At 28.4% G+C, this 21,907-nt stretch carries 19 protein-coding genes and 2 pseudogenes; 4 read left to right on the top strand and 17 right to left on the bottom strand.

Annotation, left to right across the window (positions count from 1 at the left end):
* Nucleotides 1-2: 2 nt before the first annotated feature.
* From HZF24_RS01540 to HZF24_RS01520, 5 genes are all read right to left on the bottom strand, one after another.
* Nucleotides 3-1,670, bottom strand: a complete 1,668-nt coding sequence (locus HZF24_RS01540) for a HesA/MoeB/ThiF family protein (protein WP_179236492.1) — start codon at nucleotides 1,668-1,670, stop codon at nucleotides 3-5.
* 14 nt (nucleotides 1,671-1,684) lie between these two features.
* A complete protein-coding gene (locus HZF24_RS01535; RefSeq protein WP_179236491.1) occupies nucleotides 1,685-2,683 on the bottom strand; it encodes an adenylate/guanylate cyclase domain-containing protein in 999 nt (332 codons plus the stop codon).
* 932 nt (nucleotides 2,684-3,615) lie between these two features.
* Nucleotides 3,616-5,082 carry a hypothetical protein gene (locus HZF24_RS01530; protein ID WP_179236490.1) on the bottom strand — a complete coding sequence of 489 codons (1,467 nt, stop codon included), beginning with the start codon at nucleotides 5,080-5,082 and terminating at the stop codon, nucleotides 3,616-3,618.
* Between the two features lie 48 nt (nucleotides 5,083-5,130).
* Entirely contained in the window at nucleotides 5,131-6,060 is a 930-nt protein-coding gene (locus HZF24_RS01525) for a hypothetical protein (protein ID WP_179236489.1), read from the bottom strand.
* Between the two features lie 191 nt (nucleotides 6,061-6,251).
* On the bottom strand, nucleotides 6,252-6,428 hold the full coding sequence (locus tag HZF24_RS01520; protein ID WP_179236488.1) for a hypothetical protein: 177 nt from the start codon (nucleotides 6,426-6,428) through the stop codon (nucleotides 6,252-6,254).
* Nucleotides 6,429-6,478: 50 nt separating this feature from the next.
* Between HZF24_RS01520 and istA the strand changes: the two are divergent.
* From istA to istB, 3 genes and pseudogenes are all read left to right on the top strand, one after another.
* Nucleotides 6,479-7,102: pseudogene (istA, locus tag HZF24_RS19415) on the top strand (IS21 family transposase); the annotation flags it as partial.
* On the top strand, nucleotides 7,082-7,666 hold the full coding sequence (locus HZF24_RS19410) for a Mu transposase domain-containing protein (RefSeq protein WP_407695742.1): 585 nt from the start codon (nucleotides 7,082-7,084) through the stop codon (nucleotides 7,664-7,666). The pseudogene istA and the gene HZF24_RS19410, both read left to right, overlap by 21 nt.
* Nucleotides 7,666-8,409 carry an IS21-like element helper ATPase IstB gene (gene istB / locus HZF24_RS01510; protein ID WP_179236487.1) on the top strand — a complete coding sequence of 248 codons (744 nt, stop codon included), beginning with the start codon at nucleotides 7,666-7,668 and terminating at the stop codon, nucleotides 8,407-8,409. Before HZF24_RS19410 ends, istB begins: the two co-directional genes overlap by 1 nt.
* A 76-nt stretch (nucleotides 8,410-8,485) precedes the next feature.
* Here istB and HZF24_RS01505 read toward each other — a convergent pair whose 3' ends face one another.
* The gene (locus HZF24_RS01505; RefSeq protein WP_179236206.1) at nucleotides 8,486-9,256 is read right to left on the bottom strand and encodes a hypothetical protein; all 771 of its coding nucleotides are present in this window, start codon (nucleotides 9,254-9,256) and stop codon (nucleotides 8,486-8,488) included.
* On the opposite strand from HZF24_RS01505, the pseudogene HZF24_RS01500 reads away from it, so the two are divergent.
* A pseudogene (locus HZF24_RS01500) lies at nucleotides 9,207-9,476 on the top strand (transposase); the annotation flags it as partial. The gene HZF24_RS01505 and the pseudogene HZF24_RS01500 overlap by 50 nt on opposite strands.
* Before the next feature lie 196 nt (nucleotides 9,477-9,672).
* Here the strand turns inward: HZF24_RS01500 and HZF24_RS01495 are convergent.
* From HZF24_RS01495 to HZF24_RS01445, 11 genes are all read right to left on the bottom strand, one after another.
* On the bottom strand, nucleotides 9,673-10,368 hold the full coding sequence (locus tag HZF24_RS01495) for an L-2-amino-thiazoline-4-carboxylic acid hydrolase (RefSeq protein ID WP_179236486.1): 696 nt from the start codon (nucleotides 10,366-10,368) through the stop codon (nucleotides 9,673-9,675).
* Entirely contained in the window at nucleotides 10,346-11,575 is a 1,230-nt protein-coding gene (locus HZF24_RS01490; protein WP_179236485.1) for an MFS transporter, read from the bottom strand. Before HZF24_RS01490 ends, HZF24_RS01495 begins: the two co-directional genes overlap by 23 nt.
* Nucleotides 11,576-11,855: 280 nt before the next feature.
* The gene (locus tag HZF24_RS01485; RefSeq protein WP_179236484.1) at nucleotides 11,856-12,311 is read right to left on the bottom strand and encodes a GNAT family N-acetyltransferase; all 456 of its coding nucleotides are present in this window, start codon (nucleotides 12,309-12,311) and stop codon (nucleotides 11,856-11,858) included.
* 39 nt (nucleotides 12,312-12,350) lie between these two features.
* Entirely contained in the window at nucleotides 12,351-13,307 is a 957-nt protein-coding gene (locus HZF24_RS01480; RefSeq protein WP_179236483.1) for a radical SAM protein, read from the bottom strand.
* Nucleotides 13,308-13,337: 30 nt separating this feature from the next.
* Nucleotides 13,338-14,324 carry a hypothetical protein gene (locus HZF24_RS01475; protein ID WP_179236482.1) on the bottom strand — a complete coding sequence of 329 codons (987 nt, stop codon included), beginning with the start codon at nucleotides 14,322-14,324 and terminating at the stop codon, nucleotides 13,338-13,340.
* Complete coding sequence (locus HZF24_RS01470; protein WP_179236481.1) at nucleotides 14,293-15,327, bottom strand: peptidogalycan biosysnthesis protein; 1,035 nt, start codon at nucleotides 15,325-15,327, stop codon at nucleotides 14,293-14,295. The genes HZF24_RS01475 and HZF24_RS01470 overlap by 32 nt, the downstream gene beginning before the upstream one ends.
* 50 nt (nucleotides 15,328-15,377) lie before the next feature.
* Complete coding sequence (locus HZF24_RS01465; RefSeq protein WP_179236480.1) at nucleotides 15,378-15,986, bottom strand: hypothetical protein; 609 nt, start codon at nucleotides 15,984-15,986, stop codon at nucleotides 15,378-15,380.
* A 263-nt stretch (nucleotides 15,987-16,249) separates the two neighbouring features.
* Nucleotides 16,250-17,428 carry an ATP-grasp domain-containing protein gene (locus tag HZF24_RS01460; RefSeq protein WP_179236479.1) on the bottom strand — a complete coding sequence of 393 codons (1,179 nt, stop codon included), beginning with the start codon at nucleotides 17,426-17,428 and terminating at the stop codon, nucleotides 16,250-16,252.
* A gap of 1 nt (nucleotide 17,429) precedes the next feature.
* Nucleotides 17,430-18,599 carry an MFS transporter gene (locus tag HZF24_RS01455; protein WP_179236478.1) on the bottom strand — a complete coding sequence of 390 codons (1,170 nt, stop codon included), beginning with the start codon at nucleotides 18,597-18,599 and terminating at the stop codon, nucleotides 17,430-17,432.
* 19 nt (nucleotides 18,600-18,618) lie between these two features.
* A complete protein-coding gene (locus HZF24_RS01450; protein WP_179236477.1) occupies nucleotides 18,619-19,971 on the bottom strand; it encodes a radical SAM/SPASM domain-containing protein in 1,353 nt (450 codons plus the stop codon).
* A gap of 16 nt (nucleotides 19,972-19,987) precedes the next feature.
* Nucleotides 19,988-21,313: a radical SAM/SPASM domain-containing protein gene (locus tag HZF24_RS01445; RefSeq protein WP_179236476.1), complete on the bottom strand. Its 1,326-nt coding sequence runs from the start codon at nucleotides 21,311-21,313 to the stop codon at nucleotides 19,988-19,990.
* Nucleotides 21,314-21,907 lie beyond the last annotated feature (594 nt).

Below are 21,907 nucleotides of genomic sequence, written 5' to 3'. Positions count from 1 at the left end.
CTTCATTTGTCTTCACCACAAATAGGACAATTATTAACTCGGTCAAATCTTATATCTTTTAATTGAAAAGGTTCACTAAATTCCCACCCTGTTTGGTTCCCCCAAATGTAACTATTGAATTTAAAAACGGGATTAGATTTATTTAATAAAATCTCCAAACACATTTTTGCTGTAATAGCAGCAACCATATTTATATCAACATCAAGTCCTGGAATTCCTGCTTCAGAATAAATGCCATATTTATTTTGATCATTTTCCATGTACATTTCTTGAGTAAATAATTTATATAATTCAGGATCACTTTCTTGCAAAATTTTTATACATTGATAACACGGTGTCTTCCCTATTTCAACTCTATGCATTCTTCCTCCAAATCCATTGCCTAAAATGGCTGTAAATATCGTTGGAACTATCTTATGTTTGCTTAAGTCATTTATAATAAAATTAATATCATATTCAGATTCAGCATCTCCCGTAGAACAGATAATTAGATCTGATTGCTCGAGCAAGCTTAGTACATACCCGTATAATTCGTCATAATAAAGTATGTTTTGAGATAAACTAACAGAATTTACTTTAGCCCAAGGATTGATTTTTTTAATACGATGCTTTATAGCATCTGCTTTATTTAGAAATAAATCTTCTATAGTAAGTATATTTCTTGACAAGTTCTCTGGAGTAAATTGATCATAATCAAATAGTATAAAACTTGAAACACCTGACCTTGCTAACATTTCAACCATCTTAGAACCTAATGAACCAACCCCAAATATTGATACTGTCTTGCTAGCTAACTTGTCTACATCAATTAATCCTTTATTTCTTGCAAAAAATTGATTCTTATTAATTTCAATTACATTTGAAAAAGAAAGTCGCTCATCTATATTTATCACTATTCCTTTTTTATCTCGCCCTGTAAATATAATACATTTGGTCATTTCTAAATCGTAATAACCTTTTACACTTTCTTTCTTAAAAACAAACTTATTTAGATCTATTTTTCTTTTTAAGTGCAATATTGTCTCTATTCTTTCACCATTTAAATATATCCATTTGATAACTTCTTTTTTTATGCAATATCCACTACACTTCATATAGACATTTTCTATAGAATCAATTTCTTCCATGTTAAAATTCATAACTTTCACGGCATAATTAAAATTACTATTAAAAGAAATACTTTCAAACTCTATATATCCCGACTTCATACCATTATCAGGAAACCAGCTAAAATCCAATACGTATTTTGTTGTATCGGTGAGATCTATTAAAGGATCAATTATTGTTTTATGAACGTCTTTATGTTTGCCTTTTTGATGCAAGTATAAAAAGTCTTTTAATCTTTCAATGACATCAACTAACCTATATTCTTTATGCCATGAATTTTCACTACCATCACTAGTATACAAACATAAACTTCTTTTATTTTTATGTGGAGTATCTAAATCATCTATGTTTAAGCTATCATCCAAAATATATACATATGGTCTTGAATTAGGATAGGTATCAGAAAGACAAATACCTACATTATAAGTAATGTTTATTACTTTTATTTTTCCGGACCACCAAATATTTTGTAATTTACCAACTCTGCCTTGGTAAAACTTAAAATCAGGATATTTATCCTTCATAACTTGTTTTTCAAATTCTAAAAGTTTCCTATCTATCATTGTTCATTCCTAATTTAACCAAATATTTTCTCATGATTATTAGGTTTTGACAGTTTATCAATACTTTTTAAAGTCATAGCAGCCTGAGAAAAGACTGTCTCTCCATATCCTAATAGAGGTAGCCTGCTTTTTATAACCTCTCCTATATTATTGTCATGAGATCTAACATATTTCTCCCAATCAAAATAATATCTCTTATATATAATTTCAAGTCCATCAATTGTCCTTTTATAATCATCATATTTTGATGTTAATTCTTTAAATTTTTCTTTACCTTGGTTATAAAGGTCTTCTCCGATTTTTAATTCCCATGAATTCCCTGAAGATAATTTTGCCGCACTATCAACACTAAAACCTACAGCTTTCACTTCACACGAATTCAAGTGTTTAATACTACCCATTTTCGTCCAGATTACACTACCAGTATCAACACCAACTCTTACTTGTATATCCCTATGGCTTGGGTTTTCATCTTTTAATGAAGGATTTAGTATTTCTTTAACGGCATAAATCATAAATATAGCTGCAAGCATAGCTTCATTTATTTGTTCATGCCTTTCTCCAACATTAAAAAATGCCATTATTCCATCACCTGTTATATCATGAATATGACCGTTAAACATTCCCACTGCAACCGCACAACTGTTTATAAATTTCTTCTTTAGAATTGCCAATTCTTTTAGTTTATCAATATCATTTTTAGAGTGTAATGATCTTGCTGTAAAATTAACCAGATCAATAACAAGAGTTGTATTATAACCTTCTGCAATATCGTCATACTCCAAATTATCATATTCTGGACACCCACCAATTCCATTACTATAATCAGCTGTATTAAATTCAAAAGTATTTTCCAAAGCATGTCGAAGCTCAGTATCTCCTACTGCTTCATTCATCATTTTATTAATAACTATTTGTCGATCATAATTATTTAAAAAATTTGAAAAAACAATTTGTCCTAAATTATCGGCTGATAGACTTTTTCTTATTTTGTTTAATTCTGTTCTTTTCATATACTTCTCCCTCTTATTCATTAATGTATGTTTTTTCATAAGTTAATTATTAATATTCACAAAATAAGCATACATCCAAGTGTACTCATAATTTTCTACAAATTGCATTCACACTATATATTGTTGTTTATTTTATAATTACTAATCTTACTTACTATATATTGTATAGAAAATATGTTCTGTTGTCAATATAACTATTTTAAATTTTATATGATCAGTAGAATATTAATCCAAAAAATTAATATATATAACATAATTATGTTATGAATAAAAAAAGACTACCTAATTTCATAAGCAGACAATTTTATATGTTATTTCTCAATTTTTATATTGTTCATATTGTACTTTATTTCCATATTAAAATATAATCCTGCTATATTGCATATCCTTAGAAATATTGTCCTTTATCGTATCTTGATATTTCTTTCTTATTCTAGTTACTTACAAAAGGTAATTCTATTTTTGTAATTGCTTTTATTTAGAAAAATCTGCGGAGACTTCTTGTAACCATAGTTTGTGTCTATGATAAAAACAACATCTTTTATATTAAGGATTACAGAATTATATAACGCATCAACATATTTATACTGACGTGCTTGTAAATCTAAAGCTTTTATTTGTGTGCAATCAATAATTAGTAACACTTAAATAGACTTTGTAATATTTGTGAATTCGGTATTGCTTGCAATCAAACACGTCCATTTTTTCCCTCTTTCATGTACTATTATTGAATTTAAATCAATATAAAAAACGAAAACGATACAGATGAGTGACACACGATAAATTTATAATTTATTCATTATAAAAAGTATGTTCTCTGATTATGGATGGCAACTTCATCTGATTTTCAGCAGCCAGACTATCATAACACATTTAGCACCTTAGCCTCCTATGTTTTACGTCCACGGCTTTATCGGGTTTACCCTTAGCGTTTAGTAACCATTCTGCATAAAGTCTTCTATATCATTCAAAACTTCAGGGTGTACTTTTAGTATTTCATTTAGTTCTTTACAATAATAATTACACTTTTCTTCATATATAATTAAGCCTGTCATATCTAATAATGTCATATTTAATCTTGTAATGTTAATAATCAAATTTGCCTTATCACTTATGCTAAACTCTCTAAACCCTAATACAATTTCGTATTTAGCAATTGTCTCTTCTATAAAATCAATCTTTTCACTTTCGTTGGTAAATTCACAAGTTTCAATTGTAAATTTATAAGCATCCGCTATAATGTTATTTGTATCTACATATATCTTAGGTCTGTTTTCAATAGTACAAATATCAAGTATAAATTTACCAGTATCCATAATTTTAGATAGCAAATTCATATCACCAATTCTTTTCAATGCATTAAAATATAATGACATTAAATTATAATATAAATTTATATATTCATTTTCATATTTATCCTTAACGAAAACTTTTTTACACATCTCATAATTTTTTTCAGATTTAATATAATATGAATATATCTTATCTTTGTCATCATCATTACACATCATAAGTAAATTCAAACTACCAAGATTCTGATATGATCTTGCAAATTCATAGGGATATTTCTCTATATTATAGAACTCCAATGATTTATGCAAATATTTCTCACTATTACTATAATTTTTTTCTCTCTCATTTTTATCGTTTTTATATCTAATAAAATCACTATATATGTTTCCAATATTATTTTGTACTCTCGCAATATTAATAAAATCCTTCATTTCTTCATATATAGATAGAGATTTTTCGGCGTTATTTAATGATAATTGCAAAGTCATACTATTCTTATTCATATTAGCTAACCCTCTATATGTTATAGATAAATTACTATAGACTGTACCATATGTACTAAAATAGTAGCTATTTACTCTATTAATTTTTTTATATGTATCAATTGCTTGCAATGAATACTTTTTAGAACTCCCATAATTGCTCTTAGCATCTCGAATTAATGCCAATTCGTTATAAACAAATCCTAAATTACTACATAGAATTGCATATTGATATTTATATTTAGAAAAAAGCAAACTTTTTCTGGCTTGGTAATTTGGTAATTTTTTTATCAGCTCTTCTTCGTGAACCCTTGCATATTCTAAACTTTTCTCTCTATTTATCATATCATGGTTATATGTTTCATAAAAATTAATCTTTGCATTAATTACTAATCCCTTAAATATTTTCTTATTCTCGTATTCAAAAACTTTATTAAATTCTTTTCTTGCTTCCTCGATCTTATTATTCGATCTATAAAGAATACCCTGACGTATGTTATTATTTATTTTTTCTCTAATTTTTAATGACCTATACATAGTTTGCATTAACGCTATTAAAATCGGGATAACTATTGAAAGTATTACAATAACTCTATCTGGGTTACCTTTTATTATTTGTAGCATATTACCCCCAAAATATTTTATAATATTATCTAAAATTTATATCTTAATTTAATTGTTGATGTAATAATTTATAAATCCATACTGTGTCTGGCAATACTTTATAAACGAAATAAAAATCATAAGAACTTCAATACGTTCCATTTTTGTATCCGATGGATGTGCCAATCCATTTCGTGTTATCCTAGTAAAGTTTGCATACGCCTGAAAAGATACTCTATCCACCAATGGCAACATATCTTTAAATGTCTGATCCGATATATTGTTTTTTATCATGTCAAAATACTTCTTATAACAATTAAATTTAGCAGAAGCAAATCTAATGTTAGACACTTCGGTCTGCATTAGAGAGAATTCATCAGTATAATTCCTATATAAATACCTTAATAACGCATCTATTTGTTCATCTAATATTTTCTCACTAGACAGCCCCAACATAATTACTGCTGCTTCCATACAATTAGCGTTATAACACTGTAATGCCTCTTTGATATAAAATTCAACCCATTTAGAAATGCTAGGTATACTATTAATCCTTCTAAGATAACCATCTACATCATACGGCAAAATCTCATGCTCTTCTAAACATCTAAGCCCATATTTAGTAACATGAAAATCAGGCAAATTCTGACCATAATTTCCTACTGCTCCGGGTGCTATAATTCCTTGATTAAGCAGTAAATGGAACTGTTCATATATATTTTGAATATCGCTGAAACTAAAATTAGTCGTACTTTGTGGATAAAGTATAATACCATCCCCACTCCATGCTGAACCACGTAATGGAATATCCAATTTTAAAAGACCTCTTTTTATTGCCAATCCTTCCATTAGTCGGTATAAGTCAGATTGTGTTCCTTGATATCCATATGATTTAAAAGTCTTACCCTCAGCATCAATATCATCTCCATCATAAGCTAAAGTATCTAACATCAGACTTCTTATTTCAATTGATGATAAATCTCTTGTTTCCATTTCCATAATTTTTATCTCCTCAGACTTTCTTGGGACTATCCAATATCTTATTAATATTAAATATTTTTATCGCCTTTTTTCAGCTCCATTTGTAATGCAATAAGATACTTCAAACCATGATAATATTTTACCATAATTTACAATAAAAGGCTAACAAAAAATACTGCCTATTTACTGCAGTAAAAAATCTATAGTATTTAACAATTGTATACAACTACTATTTCATCAATAAATGCATTTAATTTATTTTCATAATCTTTTCGTATTCCGGAAATTCTAACTAATTCCCATCTTTTAAATCCACCTTTCTTCTCATATAATTGCTCTGCTACTGCTTTTATCCTTCTCATTTGAAACATTTCAAATTGTTTCATATATGAAAGCCAACGGGCTTATTCCTTAAAACAGATTAGTAAACGAACAAAATTTTACAGGTTCATATTCATCAATCAGAGATGCAGTCCGCAGACTTAGAGCTGAGCATGCTGTACCGCCTCAAAGTGATATTCCATTAACATATGATCCTGGCGAAGCAGTCCAATATGATTGGGGCGAAGCTACCGTCTATCTTGACTGTAAAAAGACCAAATTGAATCTGTTTTGTGCAAGACTATGCGACAGTTGTGATATAATAGTTCAAGCCTACCGCACCCAAAACCAAGAGACCTTCTTAGAAGCACAACAAAGAGCATTTGATTTCTTTGGTGGTGTACCCCGCAGAGCCATCTTCGACAATGCAAAAGTCGCTGTAAAAGAAGGGTTTGGACTTTATGCTAAACCACAGGACAAATATTTATCTTACAGTGCTCATTACGCCTTTAGTTTAGATTTTTGCAATCCTGCTAAAGGTAACGAGAAGGGCTTAGTAGAAAATCTTGTTGGTTATGCCAGAAGAAATTTTTTTGTTCCTGTTCCACGTGTTGCTGATATAAAATCTTTGAATGAGCAATTATGGCAGTCATGTTTAAATTATCGGGCTAACCATAAAGTAGCAGGCAGGAATCAATCAGTATCCGAACTTTATGCCATTGAAAAAGAATATTTAAATGCTATACCAAAATTCAGATTTGATACAAGCAAAACTGCTCATCCAAAAGTAGATGATTTTTCAACAGTGTGTTATGATAAAAACAACTACTCCGTTCCTACGAGATATCTTCGGAAAGAAGTTACGGTAAAAGGTTATGCGGATGACTTATGTGTTCTTTATGAAGGCAGTCTTATTGCAACATATCAACGTTCATACGGCAGTGGCAATACTCAATACCGTTTGGAACATTACATTGATTTACTGGAGAGAAAATCCCGTGCAGTTTTTAATGCTAAACCTGTTCGTGATAGTATAACTAAAGAGCTTCTCGATTGGGGTAAAATCCTTCCGGGCGGCAACAAGGAAATGGTAAAATTGCTTCGTCTGTGTCTTGATTATGGAGAAGATAAGATTCTTTCCATTAAACGCAGTATCCAACCGCATATCATACCAACTGTTGATATGGTTATGTCCTACCTGAATGAGCCGGTAGAAATACCTGTAATTTGCCTGAATCAAGACATCGAAATTCTGGAAACAGATTTAACGAAATATGATAGAAAGTTTGGGATGGTTAAGTAATGACTAATAATTTGGAACAATCCATAGAAATGTACTCTAAACGCTTAAAAATACCAACTTTCAATCAATACAAAGATGTAATACGACAGCTTGATAAAAATCAGGGTTATGAAGACTTTTTACTAAGTATTTTAAAGACTGAATATGATTCCCGCACAGAAAAAAGTCAGCAAAGAAAGATCAAGGTTGCCGGTTTCCCTTACATAAAAGCCATAGATGAACTTGATACAAGCCGATTTGAGCATATATCAGAACCATTTGTCAAAGAACTGGCTAGCTGCGATTTCATTAAGAAACGCCAAAACATTGTGATGGTTGGTAATCCGGGTACCGGAAAAACACATCTTTCCATTGCCCTCGGCATAAAAGCCTGCTTGCAGGGATTTAATGTTAAATTCTACACTGCTGCTAATTTAGCCAATGAACTTATTGAAGCTCAGGAATACAAAAAACTAATTCGTTTAGAAAAACAGCTTTCAAAAGCTGAATTACTGATTATTGATGAATTGAGTTACTTAACATTCAATCGGCACCAATCAGAATTATTGTTCAAGGTCATTGCTGACAGAGCCGAAAGACAAAGTGTTATCACTTCAACAAATTTGAAGTTCTCGGATTGGCTATCAATGTTTGAGAACCAAACCATGGTAACTGCATTAATTGACCGCTTAACTTTCAGGTCTCATGTCCTTAACATGAATTCTGAAAATTCTTACCGAGCTGAACATTCTGGCAAGGGGTAATTTTGCGGCCACCGCTCTGTGAATCTTCAGGAGGGCTACGCCCTCCTGAAGATTCACAGAGCGATATGTCATCGAACTAACTTAATTTTATTAAAAGTGGTAAACCTTTTGATTGACATTTACAGTTAATAATCATATTTAACTTATCACTTATGATAAACTCTCTAAACCCTAATACAATTTCGTACTTTGCAATTGTCTCTTCAATAAAATCAATCTTTTCACTTTCGTTAGTAATTTCACAAGTTTCGATTGCAAATTTATATGCATCTGCCATAATGTTATTTGTATCTACATATATCTTAGGTCGGTTTTCAATAGTGCAAATATCAAGTATAAATTTACTATTATCCATAATTTTAGATAGCAAAGTCATATCACCAATTCTTTTCAATTCCTGAAAATATAATGTCATTAAATTATAATATAAATTTATATATTCATTTTCATATTTATCTTTAACAAAAACTTTCTTACACATCTCATAATTTTTTTCAGCTTTAATATAATATGAATATATCTTATCTTTATCATCATCATTACACATCATAAGCAAATTCAAACTACCAAGATTCTGATATGATCTCGCAAATTCATAGGGATATTTTTCTATATTATAGAACTCCAATGATTTGTGCAAATATTCCTCACTTATACTATAATTTTTCTCTCTCTCTTTTTTATCGTTTTTATATCTAATAAAATCACTATATATATTTCCAATATTATTTTGTACTCTCGCAATATTAATAAAATCCTTTATTTCTTCATATATGGATAGAGATTTTTTGGCATTATTTAATGATAATTGGGATGTGATTAGTCCAATTTTTAAGTTTTCAACCAAAGTTAGAAAGGTTATTTACACAACAAATGCCATAGAAAGTTTAAACAGTACCTACCGTAGATTAAATCGACAGAGAAGTGTATTTCCAAATGATATAGCTCTACTCAAGGCTTTGTATTTATCCACTTTTGAAGCTACTAAAAAATGGACAATGCCTTTAAGAAATTGGGGTAAGATCTATGGGGAACTTTCAATTATGTTTGAAGGACGTCTGAAATAGTCCGGTCCAAAAAACTACCACCCTTCTAGAAGTGTGGTAGTTGACATACAATAAATCATAAATTATACTGTTTCTAAGCATATATGCTTATTTATTGTTTGCTTTTATTGGTATATGTGCTTAGAAATTATCATAGAAAGTTATTTTACAGAGTTTATTTCACACTCCCCTTAAAAATTTAATATATCCTTCGATACTATATTTCAATTATTTTATTAGGAAGATTATTTCTCTTCCATCTAAACTCGCAGACATTATCTCCTTCGGATAGACATCTGTCCCTTTTTAATCCTGACATTAGATATTTACTTCGTATAAAATCTATGTCACATACATACTTGGTAAATTGCTCTGCACCTTGTTCTTTAAAAAAATTATATACAGGGCATTGAAATGTGTTTAGACCAAAATCATAACTTTTTTCATCTCCTTCAACAAATTCCACTATAAAATCATCTTTATACATTCTATCTTTAGACCTTATAGCACTTTCTTCTAAATCTTTCTTGTTTTCGTCCGTAAACATTATTTCTCCACAATTCTTCAGTCTATCAATTTCTTCATTATTTGACTCAATATTTTCAATATATCCCTTATGAATAATTCTTCCTATTTTTTCAACCGATATGCCCTCTTCTTTTAGCACTTTATATACAGCCAAATAAATTGTTGCTTCTACAATATTATCGCTTAAAAAATTTTCTCCTCCACCTATATAAGGCATTGCATCTATCAATTCGTCAAAAGCTTTATTAACCTTTTTATTTATTTCTTTACACTTTTCTATTTCATAGTCGCTTTGCATCATCTTTGTAAGGGTTTTATCTATGTAATCATTTAATAAGCTAAATAATTCATCTTGCCCTTCTCTATAATAATTCATTTTTATCATCTATGTTACTCCTACTTATTTTATTATTATTGCTAATAAATATGAAAAATAATGCTATTATCATTGATACAATACTCAATATAAATATAAAATTAAAATGATAACCTCCAACTAATATGCTGGCAGTAAATATGCCTATAGATTCAGACATATTATATGCAGTATTAATTATACCTGTTGTAGTTCCCATAATTTCTCCATCTATATTCTCTAATGAGTAGTTTAAAAACGCTGAGGAAATTACATTAAATAATGAAGATATAAAAATAAATAATATTACTTGTATTATTAAATTCGAAACTAATAATAGTATTATAGTCAAAATAATAACTGACAAGCATAAACATATAATATTTTTTTTGGAACTAATATTCTTTATTAGCTTCGACATGGCATAAACGCATAAACTTATTGAAACCTGTATAACTGCTAATAAATACGATAGTGTTGTTATTGACAAATTGAATCTGTTCTTAAAATACAAATTTGTAAAGGGCAATAACAAAATTGCAAATCCTATGGAAAAAAAAACGCTCGAAAAGATTATGATATTTTTTAAATTTTTCTTCACTAACGTAGTATTGCTTTTCTGCTTTTTGGTGATATAATCAATGTCTTCTGTTTTGTAATTATCTTTTAAAAACGCCAATGGCATCGCCGCTAACATGTAAATAATGGCTGATACTATTAATGCACTTCTATATTCTTGATGTACAAAATAAATCTTAACATTACTTAAATATCCCCCTAACAGTGATCCAACTGTCATAGAAATAAGAGCTATCGCTCTGTTAGAAATTAATAAATTCTTTTCTTTCTCAAACTCTTTAAATTCCATAATATACGGACCTGTTATATTCATAAGTGTAATAAATGAACATCCATATAAAATAGATATTAATATTAATAACTGTTTATCAACTATAATTGATTGCAGTAAAAATAAAAAACCTGCAGTAATAGTAGATACTATTAATAAAGTCTTCTTATTTATCTTATCGACTAATATACCAGCTGGAATACTGCCTACACACATGGATATGTTTCCAGCTGCTAAGAATAATCCTAAAAATTCTGATGAAAACTCCAATTCAATCATATATATATTAAACACCAAAAAAAATATACCTATTGCTATATTTCTAAAAGCAAATGATATAGAAAATAAAAAATAATTTTTCTTCTGTACAGCATACGAATTAAGCATTACAATTCCCTCTCAATTTCAATTATGTAATTTATTGAATTTGCTCATTTAACATTTTACTATTTACTAACTACGGAAAACATTAAAAAGCTAAATCGTGAAAGGATTTCAAGTCTTGTATTAATAAATACATCACCTAAATACATCACCTAAAATCCTAAAATAGTTTCGAATATACTCCATTTTTTTTAGACAAATTGTTACTATAATAATCGGGACACACCCAATAATTGATTTAAAAGCCTGAACATATGCTACAGTAATTAATGTTTATATTTCACTATTGAACCTCCTTGAAAAAATAGATATTTTCCTCATCTTCTCTTTCTATTATGTAGTTATTATTAATGTAAAACTTTTTTGCACCATACCAATTCTTTGTAGTCTCTAAAACAATCTTCGCATATCCTTTTTCGATTGCAATCATATGTAACCTTTTTAGTATTTTTGTTGCTACACCCTTTCTTCTATATTCTTCATCAACTGACATCCTTACGATCCTGCCTACAGAATTAGATTCCTCTATTAATGCACCCGTTCCTATTACCTTATTATTATTTAATGCAATCAAAAATATATTTTTAATTGTCATATAACTGGCTAAAATATCCTCTAAATCTGGGTTCATACATTCAACATACTGATCAAAATATTCGGATAGCCCTTTTACCACTAATAGCTTTGCTGCGTCTACCGTTTCTTCATTTACCGCTGTAATTATAAAATCGTTTATCATACTTCTTACCCATAATTGTATCTAATTTAATGATAACACTTAACCAACCTTCATACACTCACAATCAATCTCTTTTAATAGTAATTCAGCCCTACTTGTAGCCCTATATTCATCAAACATCTTTAAAAATTCATCATTACATTTAGGACAATTTTTCGGTACATCTATAGGTGCTGGAGTATCATGGAAATATGCCAATCTAACATTACCCTGATTTAATTCTATCGACTTTAATAATAAATCCCTTATTGTCCATAAACTTAACGTTTTATATTTTCCCTCCATATATAAATCATACATTTTGGAGTTTTCTACTATATATCCACATTCAAGTTCTACTGCAGTTGCACCATTATCAAAACTATATTTTACTGTATTGTAAGCTTCAGTAAGAGCTTCTTCATCAGTAATGTTTTTAACCGGTGGCTTAACAAAGACATATATTAATGAATTGACTTCCTCTCGCTTTAAAATTTCCATTGCTTTTACAAACAATTCATTTGATACACCTTTATTATGTACCTCATTTCTTATTTTTTCATCGGAAGTTTCCAACCCAATAGCTACAGATAAAACTTTATTGTTTAGTACATTTTTTAACTCTCTTATGTTATCTTCTGTAATTAACTCAGGTCTACTTTCAATATATACTTCTTTGATTTTGGGATAGTTATTTAAATACTCAAATAAACCAATCCTTTCATCTCGTGGAATTTCAAAAAATGACCCAGCTACAAAAAAGCTTAATCTATGAATAGTTTCTGTCTGTTTGTCCAATTCGTACTTTAATATCTCCTGATATGTCATAGATTCATAATTTCCAAGCATATCGTCTACAACTTTTTGATAACCACAATATGAGCATCCACCATTTTTCTTAGCCCAATAACATCCAACTGGCAAAAGAACTATTAATTCGTTCTCTGTCTCATGATTGTTGAAATTTCCCATTTTTCTAATATAACTTAATTCATACCCTTCAACGATTCTTTTCATCTTACACTCCAAAAAATTTATTTTATTTTGCTAAATTATTGACACATACTGATTATAAGAATTAAATCCCATTCTTTTTTTCACATCCATAAGTCCATAACCATTATAGATTTTTTTAACTCCTTTATTTATAGATAATTCAACTAGCTTATAAAGTAAGATAAAATACGCATTTGTCTCCCTTGAGATTATCTCCATTTCACTATTTTTTCCTAACATAGATATTATTGCCGTGTTCCCATCCTCCCAATATCCTACAAACAATATTAAAGAGTCTTTGGAAAATATGCCATACCACGATACATCATTTTCAGGGCATTTTTTTATTTGTTCCCAAAATGCAAATCCTTCGCAAGGCTCATCATATTTATCACAAACATATTTATACATTGTATAAATATCTTCTAGTTTTTTTTCTAAATCTATTTTTCTAAACTCTAATTTATTTTCATTAAAACTATTTTTCCATTTATTAATATCATTTCTTCTTTTACTTTTTAATGATTTTTCATATTCTTCTATATTTTTAAAATTCAATTCCATTTCAGTATTATATGAACATATTTTAGTATCCTTTGATACTTTTTGTGCTACATTTAATATTTGTAAATCCTTTTCATTATAGAACAATAAAACCTTAGGTTCTGAAGAATGCTTATATTTTATTTTGATATCTTTACTTATATCCTTTATAACCTTTTTAATTTCATCTTTCATAAAAGCATTAAGTTTTTGGGGAAGAAATACTAAAGCAGCAAACTTATCTCCATCTACATCAAAGTTGCTTAACATAATATTTAAAAAGTCATCCATTATTTCTTTTGATTTACTTGAAGAATCATCGCTATTTATATAAAAAGGAATGATGAGATTATCATAAACTAAAAATTTCATTGCTTCTTCATTAATATTTCCTAGCGCTTCTAAATATCTATAATTAAATTCTCTCCACTCGGTCATTCCGTGCAGGCAGTCCCATTTATCTTTAGTAATCTCTTTGATTTGATATTTGATCATCTTTCTCCCTCCACCTTGGATTATATAATTTAGCATTTACAAATCTATTAATGATTTTCGCTCCTCTTAAGCTCTTTGCTTCTTGACAAGTATAACCTAAGTAATATCTTTTAATCTTTTTTTTAATAACTATATCAATACAAGACGTATAGCTATTTAGTACTCCATTCCATTCCCTGTTGATATTTTCAATAGATGCTATTATTGCACCGTGTCCCAAATTATTACCATATACAATAGTAAGATATTGAATCAGCTTACCTTCTTTGAAAAATCCTAATGTTAAAAATCCATTTTCTGCTTTAACTACACTATCAAGTAAATCTTCTTGAATTGGAAATTTATTTAGTTTATTTATTTCTTTCATGTCGTTTAAATACTCTTGAGAATTTATTTCTTTAACACTTACCCCAAACTTTTCCATCTTTTTTCTATCTAATTTTATAATTCTTCTTTGGTTACATGTTAAGCTTTTCAGAAAATCATCAAATGTTTCATAATCGTCATTGATGTCATAATACATGTATGAAATTTGTAAATCGCTTATATACTGTTCTAACTTATAAGATGTTGTAAAGGCTAATAGTGAAATTTCATCTTTTAAATTGAAAATTTCATGGAGTCTTTTTTCAATTTCATGTGAGTATTTATAAGTCTTTTCCTCGTCTAAATCTGGTAATACCACCAAAAATAATGACTGTAACTCTTTATCATTTTTCTCCATAATTTTATATATACTTTCAGGGAAATATAATTTTATAAAACCTTCTAACCATTCGTTTCCTTCAGCATAAATATCTTCCACCTCAAGTTGATAGAATAATACCATGCTTTTATCTAATCCGTCTTCAATTTCAATATATTTAGGAAGTAAAATACTATTAATTTGCTCACTTATTATTGAATAATGATATAAACCGTCTATACATACATAGTCCAAATTTAACCCATTCCAGTTCTCTTCCCCGATTTCTTCTATTTTATTGAAAACTTTAAAATGCATTTTTTCACTCCTATCATGTGGATAATTATGCTGTATACTAATTGTTTGATTTACAAGGTTTTTAAGCATGTAAGACTATATCCTAATGATTCAGAATCTACATCAAAGCCCTCTTTGCAAAATTTGTAAGGTTTGAAATCGCAGGAATAAAGCATTTTGACTACAGGATCGGTTGATAATCTTTCATCATCAACATTTATAACTACTTCATCAGAATTAGAAAAATAATTGTGAAGTGTAGGGATGCGACTGCATGCATATATTTTCTTAACATTTTTGTATATGCCTTCTTCCATTGACTTTATTCCATTTCCAAATAAATATCTTCCGTGTGTGCTTTTCTTAGAGCCTATTGATACTGCAAATAATGCATCTCCATTAGGATCGTGATTAGTACACCAACCGTTTGCCGAGTAATCAGACCACGAATAATGCTTTTGAGCATCTTCTTCCTTTATTCTAATAAAAAACATATAGGCAGTTACTTCATTATTATCATCTATCAATCGCCATAGTCCATCACTAAATAATTCTAATCTTTTATTGAACTGTTCCATTGTAGCGGCCATGGAGGAATCCCAGCTTTGATATTCAATACTTTCAATATCACTCATAACCTTTGATAATGATTCATTGTTAAGACCTTGCACTACTCTCATAAAAACCTCCTAAATATAATATTGTTATAGTCGTTACGACTTCTGCTTTAATTATATATAACAATTTGTATTTTGTCACTATTTTTTTATATTTTTGTTACTTTTCGTGCTAAGCTGGGTTGCATAAATCAATTATGTTCTTGCAATCTATGGATTAAAAATTTAATCTTCCAAAGTTTATGTGTACTAAATATTTGTTTTGTAAAGTCTGAGGAAAAAAATATTACTTACGTGAATCTGCCACATAAGAATGTCCAAATTAATTATACAATTTTAATTTCATCTTCTATTGTTTTCGCTGAATTAATTGCATCTTCTCTGCTATTTCCCATAGCAATAAAATGTCCTATACGTGAATTTGAATTTATTGTTTTCTCAACAAATTCATTATTCTCTTTATATATTTTATATTCGAGTATTTTTAAACTATTAATATGGTCTATCTTATATGTTAATATACCATTATCTTTAGCTGTTTTAAACCAAATTGCAACAAAATTATTATTGTATATAGGTGTAATGTAATTTTCTAAATTATATCCAATAGCTAAACGAGCCCACAAATCAAATAATTTTATGTTACTCACATGTGATAGTAAAATTGGTATACTATCACCGCCTAATCTAGCATGTGACTCAATAATAATCGGTCCCCTATTACCAACAATTATCTCTGTATGAGAAGGACCAGAATTCATACCTAACGCTGTAAGAACGCTAACAACATAATCTACAATACTATATCTTTCATAATCTTCAAGCTCTGCTGGCATACAATGACCAATTTCAACAAAGTTTTTGTCTTTAAATTTTTCCGTAATCCCCAAAATGTAATGCTTGCCTTCTATTGAAAATGATTCTACACTATATTCTTTACCATCATAATACTCCTCAATTAAGAACTTATCAGGACACTCCTTTTTATTGGTGAATTCAACAAATTTAACGAAATCTTGGGGATTTTTTATTAAGAAAATAAAATTACTACCTGATTGATCAATTGGTTTACATATATATGGATATGATATTTCTATTTTTTCATTATTATTTGTGATGTTAAAAGTATCTATTATCTGGAATTTTAATGAATTAATTTTGTTTCTTTGCAAAACTCCTCGCATTTTATACTTGTTCTTCATATTAATAAGTAGTTCTTTACTATTAAAATATTTTAGTCCCAGTTTTTCTGCTATTTCACATGCGAGTATTTGAAAATAATCAGTAAATGAAATCACAATATCTATTTTATCAATTTCATTTATGGCACTTGCTATTTTAATAAAATTATCATGAGATTCGTTAGAATTGAAACCGATTTGCCTATAATATATTTTACAGCTAACATTTAACATCTCTTTCTCCGTAAAATGGGTAATTCTTGCTCCATATTGGTGTAATCTTTCATGTATTTCTGTATATCCACCAACCACTAATATATGCATTTTATACCTCCACAAGTTTATTTTTAAAAAAAACTATGTTCAAAACGAGCAGCAATGAAGACATAAGAATAAAGAGTATAATAGTCAAACTTTTGCCAAATGTTAACATTAAAAAACTAAACAGTGGTTGACTAATAACTGCAGTTAAAGCCATCAACAAACTTTGAATTGAAATTATGGTACTCCTATACTCTCTTTCTATTAACCCTTGCATAATAGAATATTTAATTGGATTTAAAAGTGCAATAATAATTAAAAGCATCGTATATGATACAAAAATTAATATTCTTTCTTTTGAAATTGCGAAAATTAGTAAAAATAAAAATATAATAAAAGGCAATATATCTATCAATTTATTTCTTCCATAGCTTGCTTGCAAATATTTGCAAAAAAATCCAAAGAATGAACTTATAAAAAATTGACTAAAACTAATAATTCCTATTAAGCTTTCATTTAGACCTTCTCCCTTTAAAATTAAAGAATAATAATCATCTATTGGGATCATAACAAAAGAAATTATAATTGTAATATTCATGCATTTCATTAGATATGGTGAATCAAAAATATTGGCAATACACCTGCTCATGAATTTTTTATTATGATTTTCACGATATAGATCAGCCTTATTAAAATTATCTGTGGTAAATAAAAATACTACAGATGTAAAAAGCGAAAAACATATACTTAGGATAAAAACTAAGTCATATGAAATATTTGATAGAAATCCTCCAAATAAACTACTACATCCAAATGCTATTGATATTAGTAATCTTTCATAAGTCAGGTACCTTTCTACATCATCTTTTTTGCCAGCATCAACTAGTGCATCATATTGCATGGCATCCAAAGCTCCTGACGTTAGTGTTAAAGATATACCTTGTAAAAATGATGCAATAATGAAACTATACAAACTTCTTGTAAAATATGTCATAACTAAAAAGATTACAAACACAAAAAGACCAATACCAACAATCTTTTTTCTGCCAAAATTATCTGCTAAATATCCAGACGGAATTTCGAAAATTATTTTTGCCACATATGAAAATGCTAAAATAGTACCTATCTCCAATAGATTCATACCACTTTTTTGATAAAATAATGTTAATATTATTTTATATAAATTGAATGTCGTAAAAAATTGAACAATTAAAATTAAATAAACATTCCACATCTTTGTCCCTCTACCCTACTTAATTAGATACTATAATCCTGCTTATGTAATCATTAACACTTTTTTCAACAACTGCATGAATATTTCTACAAGTACTTTTATTCTTTTTCCCACCATTTTTCAGTGACGAATAACGGCATCCCCCACCGCAAACAGGCCAGTACATGCATTTGGAGCAATTCTTATTATCTAATACAGTAAATTTTTGCCATTTCATTAGTTCTATTATGTTTATACCATAATACGGAGTATACTCTCCTACAGCATTGTCTAAATCACCTATTGATTGTGGACATACATATAAATTTCCATTAGGATCAAACACATATAGATTTGACGTATTACAATAATTAAACATAGGTAATGTCAATTTATCAGTATTGAAAATACTATTAAGTTTCTCAATTCCTTTAATTTTTATTTTCATTTTTTCTACTATATTTGTTTCATACAAATTGAAAATATCTCCTAAAAAAGACATTAACTGATCATTAGGAATAATATCATTAACTCCAATTTCAGAATTGTCTTCAACCTTACAAAATTGTAACTGAATTGGTTTTTTAAACCACTCCTTTCTAACCATGTAGTCAATTAATTCATTAATACTCAAATAATTCTTTGAATCGATATTAATTCTTATAATAAGCATAATAGATAAATTCTCCGATAGGAACAAGTCAATATTACGTGAAATGATTTCAAAACTTCCTTCTCCAGATTGAAATACTCGTCTTTTATCGTGAATGTTGTTTGGTCCATCAAGAGTAATGCTAATTGTTGAAATATTATTTTCATTTATCCTAAAAAATTCTATAAAATGATTTAGATCCACTCCGTTTGTAATAAAATTTGATTCCATATTTTTTCTCACTAAATTATCCATTATGTAATTTACTGTTATAAAGTTATCCGTTAGTAGCGGTTCCCCTCCGAAGAAAGTTAACTCTCTTTTTTTTATGTTTTCGTGAAGATTGCATAATTTATCTATCGTCATAAACATCTTATCAATTGTCTCTTTAGTCATAACTGATTGTTTTCCAATTTCTTTTTCAAAACAGTAGGAACAAGCTAAATTACATTCCATTGTCACACCACAATAAAAGTGCAAATACTCCTCTTCTGAAGTGATTTTTTTAGAAATTTGTTGCAATTGATCAATTAACTCATTTTCTTCATCTATACTATTATATATATGTCCTCTCTCCATCAAGTAATCTATGGTTTTGGGGTCATAATTATTTATTTCATTAAAGTTCGATAAATTAATATTGTTATTTTCTATTAAATCAACCGCATTATTTAGCATATTAAAAAATAAATGTTTATCATTATTAATTTTTTTATAATATACATATTTACTGAAATACATTTACATCTCCTTATTGCTATGATAGTTGCATATCACCGCGTTCTATATAATAACTAAATCCAAGCTTTAAAAGACTATCAAAGTCAGCACAATTTGGTGTCATTATAGAAAGATTTGCAGACATAGCTTTATTATTGCATCCTCCGCCGCAAATTAAAGAAAACTTGCAATTATAACATCTAGGAATATTTTCCACACATCGTTTTTCCCATAGTTTTTCTATCGATTCATTTATTTGAATATCTGGATAATAAGTTCCTAATGCAAATTTTTGTTCTCCAACACCAAACCAACATTTATATATATTTCCTTCCGCACCCAAAACATATTGCTTTTTATTAGCTGCACAAAATCTATTTTGCGGAAAATAATCATCTGAATTTAGAACGCCCTTAATAAAATTACTGCCATGAAAAACAAGGTCATAAATATCCATGCACTCATTATTTTTTGATAAATCAATTATTTTCTTGACAGCTTCAACTTCAGGTATACAATAATTATCACCTAAACAGCCTCCATCACTTATTACGTATAAGTAAGGTCTTAAATACTTATTTTCGCTCCCATATCTATTTATTAAAAATTTAGCCAAATCTTTTAAATGAGATATATTTTGTACATCTATATTTACTCTTATATACGTTTTTATTTTATTCTTTATTGCCAAGTCAATCCCTTCAATGATATTATCAAATGAACCTTTCTCATCAATTGATATCCTTCTTTTGTCATTAATATTTTTTGGCCCATCAACTGTTATCTGTAATGAAGAAATGTCATACCTTTTCAATATATCTTCATACTGATGTATAGTAGTGCCATTAGTAACAATATCTACTTTATACTTCAATATATTTGCCCAATTCAAAAAGTCTTCAATTATTTGTTTATTTCGTATTAATAGAGGTTCACCTCCCATTAATGTAATTCTAATTTGACTAGAATCATAGTTTTTAGCCTTGTATTCAATAAACCTTTTTACTGCTTCCGCTTGTTCTTCAGACATATCCTTAATATTCCTTTGAACTGTGGTGCTTTCGTAGCAATATACACAGTGCAAGTTACAGTCATACGTTGGCAAAATTACAAAATTTGGTGCTTCGTGTATATCCAATTCATTAATTGAACTTATTAAATCTACAAAGTATTTCTGTTCTTCTATATTATTTTCAAATAAAAATTTATCATTTACTAGCTCTTGAAATACCTCTGGATAGTCATTTCTTAGTTTCTGTAAATCATTTAGTTCTTGATAAATCTCATTATTCAAAATATTAACAGCCCCAGAAAGGAGATTTACTATTATAATTTCATTATCATTTAAAGTTATAGAACTCATCTTTGAAGTTAGTATCATTTTTATAATACCTCTGTCCTTAGTTTATTTGTTGATATAAGCTACTAATAAAATTATTCGTGTATGTGTCTAATTACTTCATGCAATATTGGCAAGCATTTGTTACTTGTAGATTTGAAGATTCTTTTATTGATTTTGCACTCCAAACCTTGGTCGTTAACTTTTTCATGTATTTTTACCTCCTAATATTATTTCTTTAAATTAGTTATAAATTTCTTATTTCATGCAATATTGACAAGCATTTGTTACCTGCTGATTTAATGCCTCTTTTATTGATTTTGCACTCCAAATTTTAACTGTAAGCTTTTTCATTATCTCATCTCCTTCTATAAAATTGTTCATTTATTAGTAGCATATATCATACTTTTATAATTAAATGTTATCCTATAATTATTTCATATTAGTCAAACATTTAATTTAGTAAAAGCAATAAATTGATTATCTTCATATAGTATATCTTAAAATTTATATTTTGTCACTATTTTTTTATTATTATTGTTACTTTTTTTACTCTTGCATGTTTTAAATTAAATAATTGGATATTTAATACTTTCATTTATTTATATTCTATTACTA

Source organism: Sedimentibacter hydroxybenzoicus DSM 7310 (genome assembly GCF_013403245.1).
Lineage (GTDB): Bacteria > Bacillota > Clostridia > Tissierellales > Sedimentibacteraceae > Sedimentibacter > Sedimentibacter hydroxybenzoicus.
This window is presented reverse-complemented; position numbering and strand designations above follow the sequence as displayed.

Coding starts and splice junctions, on each gene's coding strand:
- HZF24_RS01535 (WP_179236491.1), bottom strand. CDS start 2,683: ATGAAAAGAACAGAATTAAACAAAATAAGAAAAAGTCTATCAGCCGAT.
- HZF24_RS01450 (WP_179236477.1), bottom strand. CDS start 19,971: ATGTATTTCAGTAAATATGTATATTATAAAAAAATTAATAATGATAAA.
- HZF24_RS01465 (WP_179236480.1), bottom strand. CDS start 15,986: ATGAGAGTAGTGCAAGGTCTTAACAATGAATCATTATCAAAGGTTATG.
- HZF24_RS01485 (WP_179236484.1), bottom strand. CDS start 12,311: ATGATAAACGATTTTATAATTACAGCGGTAAATGAAGAAACGGTAGAC.
- HZF24_RS01455 (WP_179236478.1), bottom strand. CDS start 18,599: ATGTGGAATGTTTATTTAATTTTAATTGTTCAATTTTTTACGACATTC.
- HZF24_RS01445 (WP_179236476.1), bottom strand. CDS start 21,313: ATGAGTTCTATAACTTTAAATGATAATGAAATTATAATAGTAAATCTC.
- HZF24_RS01525 (WP_179236489.1), bottom strand. CDS start 6,060: ATGGAAATGGAAACAAGAGATTTATCATCAATTGAAATAAGAAGTCTG.
- HZF24_RS01470 (WP_179236481.1), bottom strand. CDS start 15,327: ATGCATTTTAAAGTTTTCAATAAAATAGAAGAAATCGGGGAAGAGAAC.
- HZF24_RS01495 (WP_179236486.1), bottom strand. CDS start 10,368: ATGATAAAAATGAATTATTATAGAGAAGGGCAAGATGAATTATTTAGC.
- HZF24_RS01520 (WP_179236488.1), bottom strand. CDS start 6,428: ATGAAACAATTTGAAATGTTTCAAATGAGAAGGATAAAAGCAGTAGCA.
- istB (WP_179236487.1), top strand. CDS start 7,666: ATGACTAATAATTTGGAACAATCCATAGAAATGTACTCTAAACGCTTA.
- HZF24_RS01460 (WP_179236479.1), bottom strand. CDS start 17,428: ATGCATATATTAGTGGTTGGTGGATATACAGAAATACATGAAAGATTA.
- HZF24_RS01490 (WP_179236485.1), bottom strand. CDS start 11,575: ATGCTTAATTCGTATGCTGTACAGAAGAAAAATTATTTTTTATTTTCT.
- HZF24_RS01540 (WP_179236492.1), bottom strand. CDS start 1,670: ATGATAGATAGGAAACTTTTAGAATTTGAAAAACAAGTTATGAAGGAT.
- HZF24_RS01475 (WP_179236482.1), bottom strand. CDS start 14,324: ATGATCAAATATCAAATCAAAGAGATTACTAAAGATAAATGGGACTGC.
- HZF24_RS01480 (WP_179236483.1), bottom strand. CDS start 13,307: ATGAAAAGAATCGTTGAAGGGTATGAATTAAGTTATATTAGAAAAATG.
- HZF24_RS01530 (WP_179236490.1), bottom strand. CDS start 5,082: ATGCTACAAATAATAAAAGGTAACCCAGATAGAGTTATTGTAATACTT.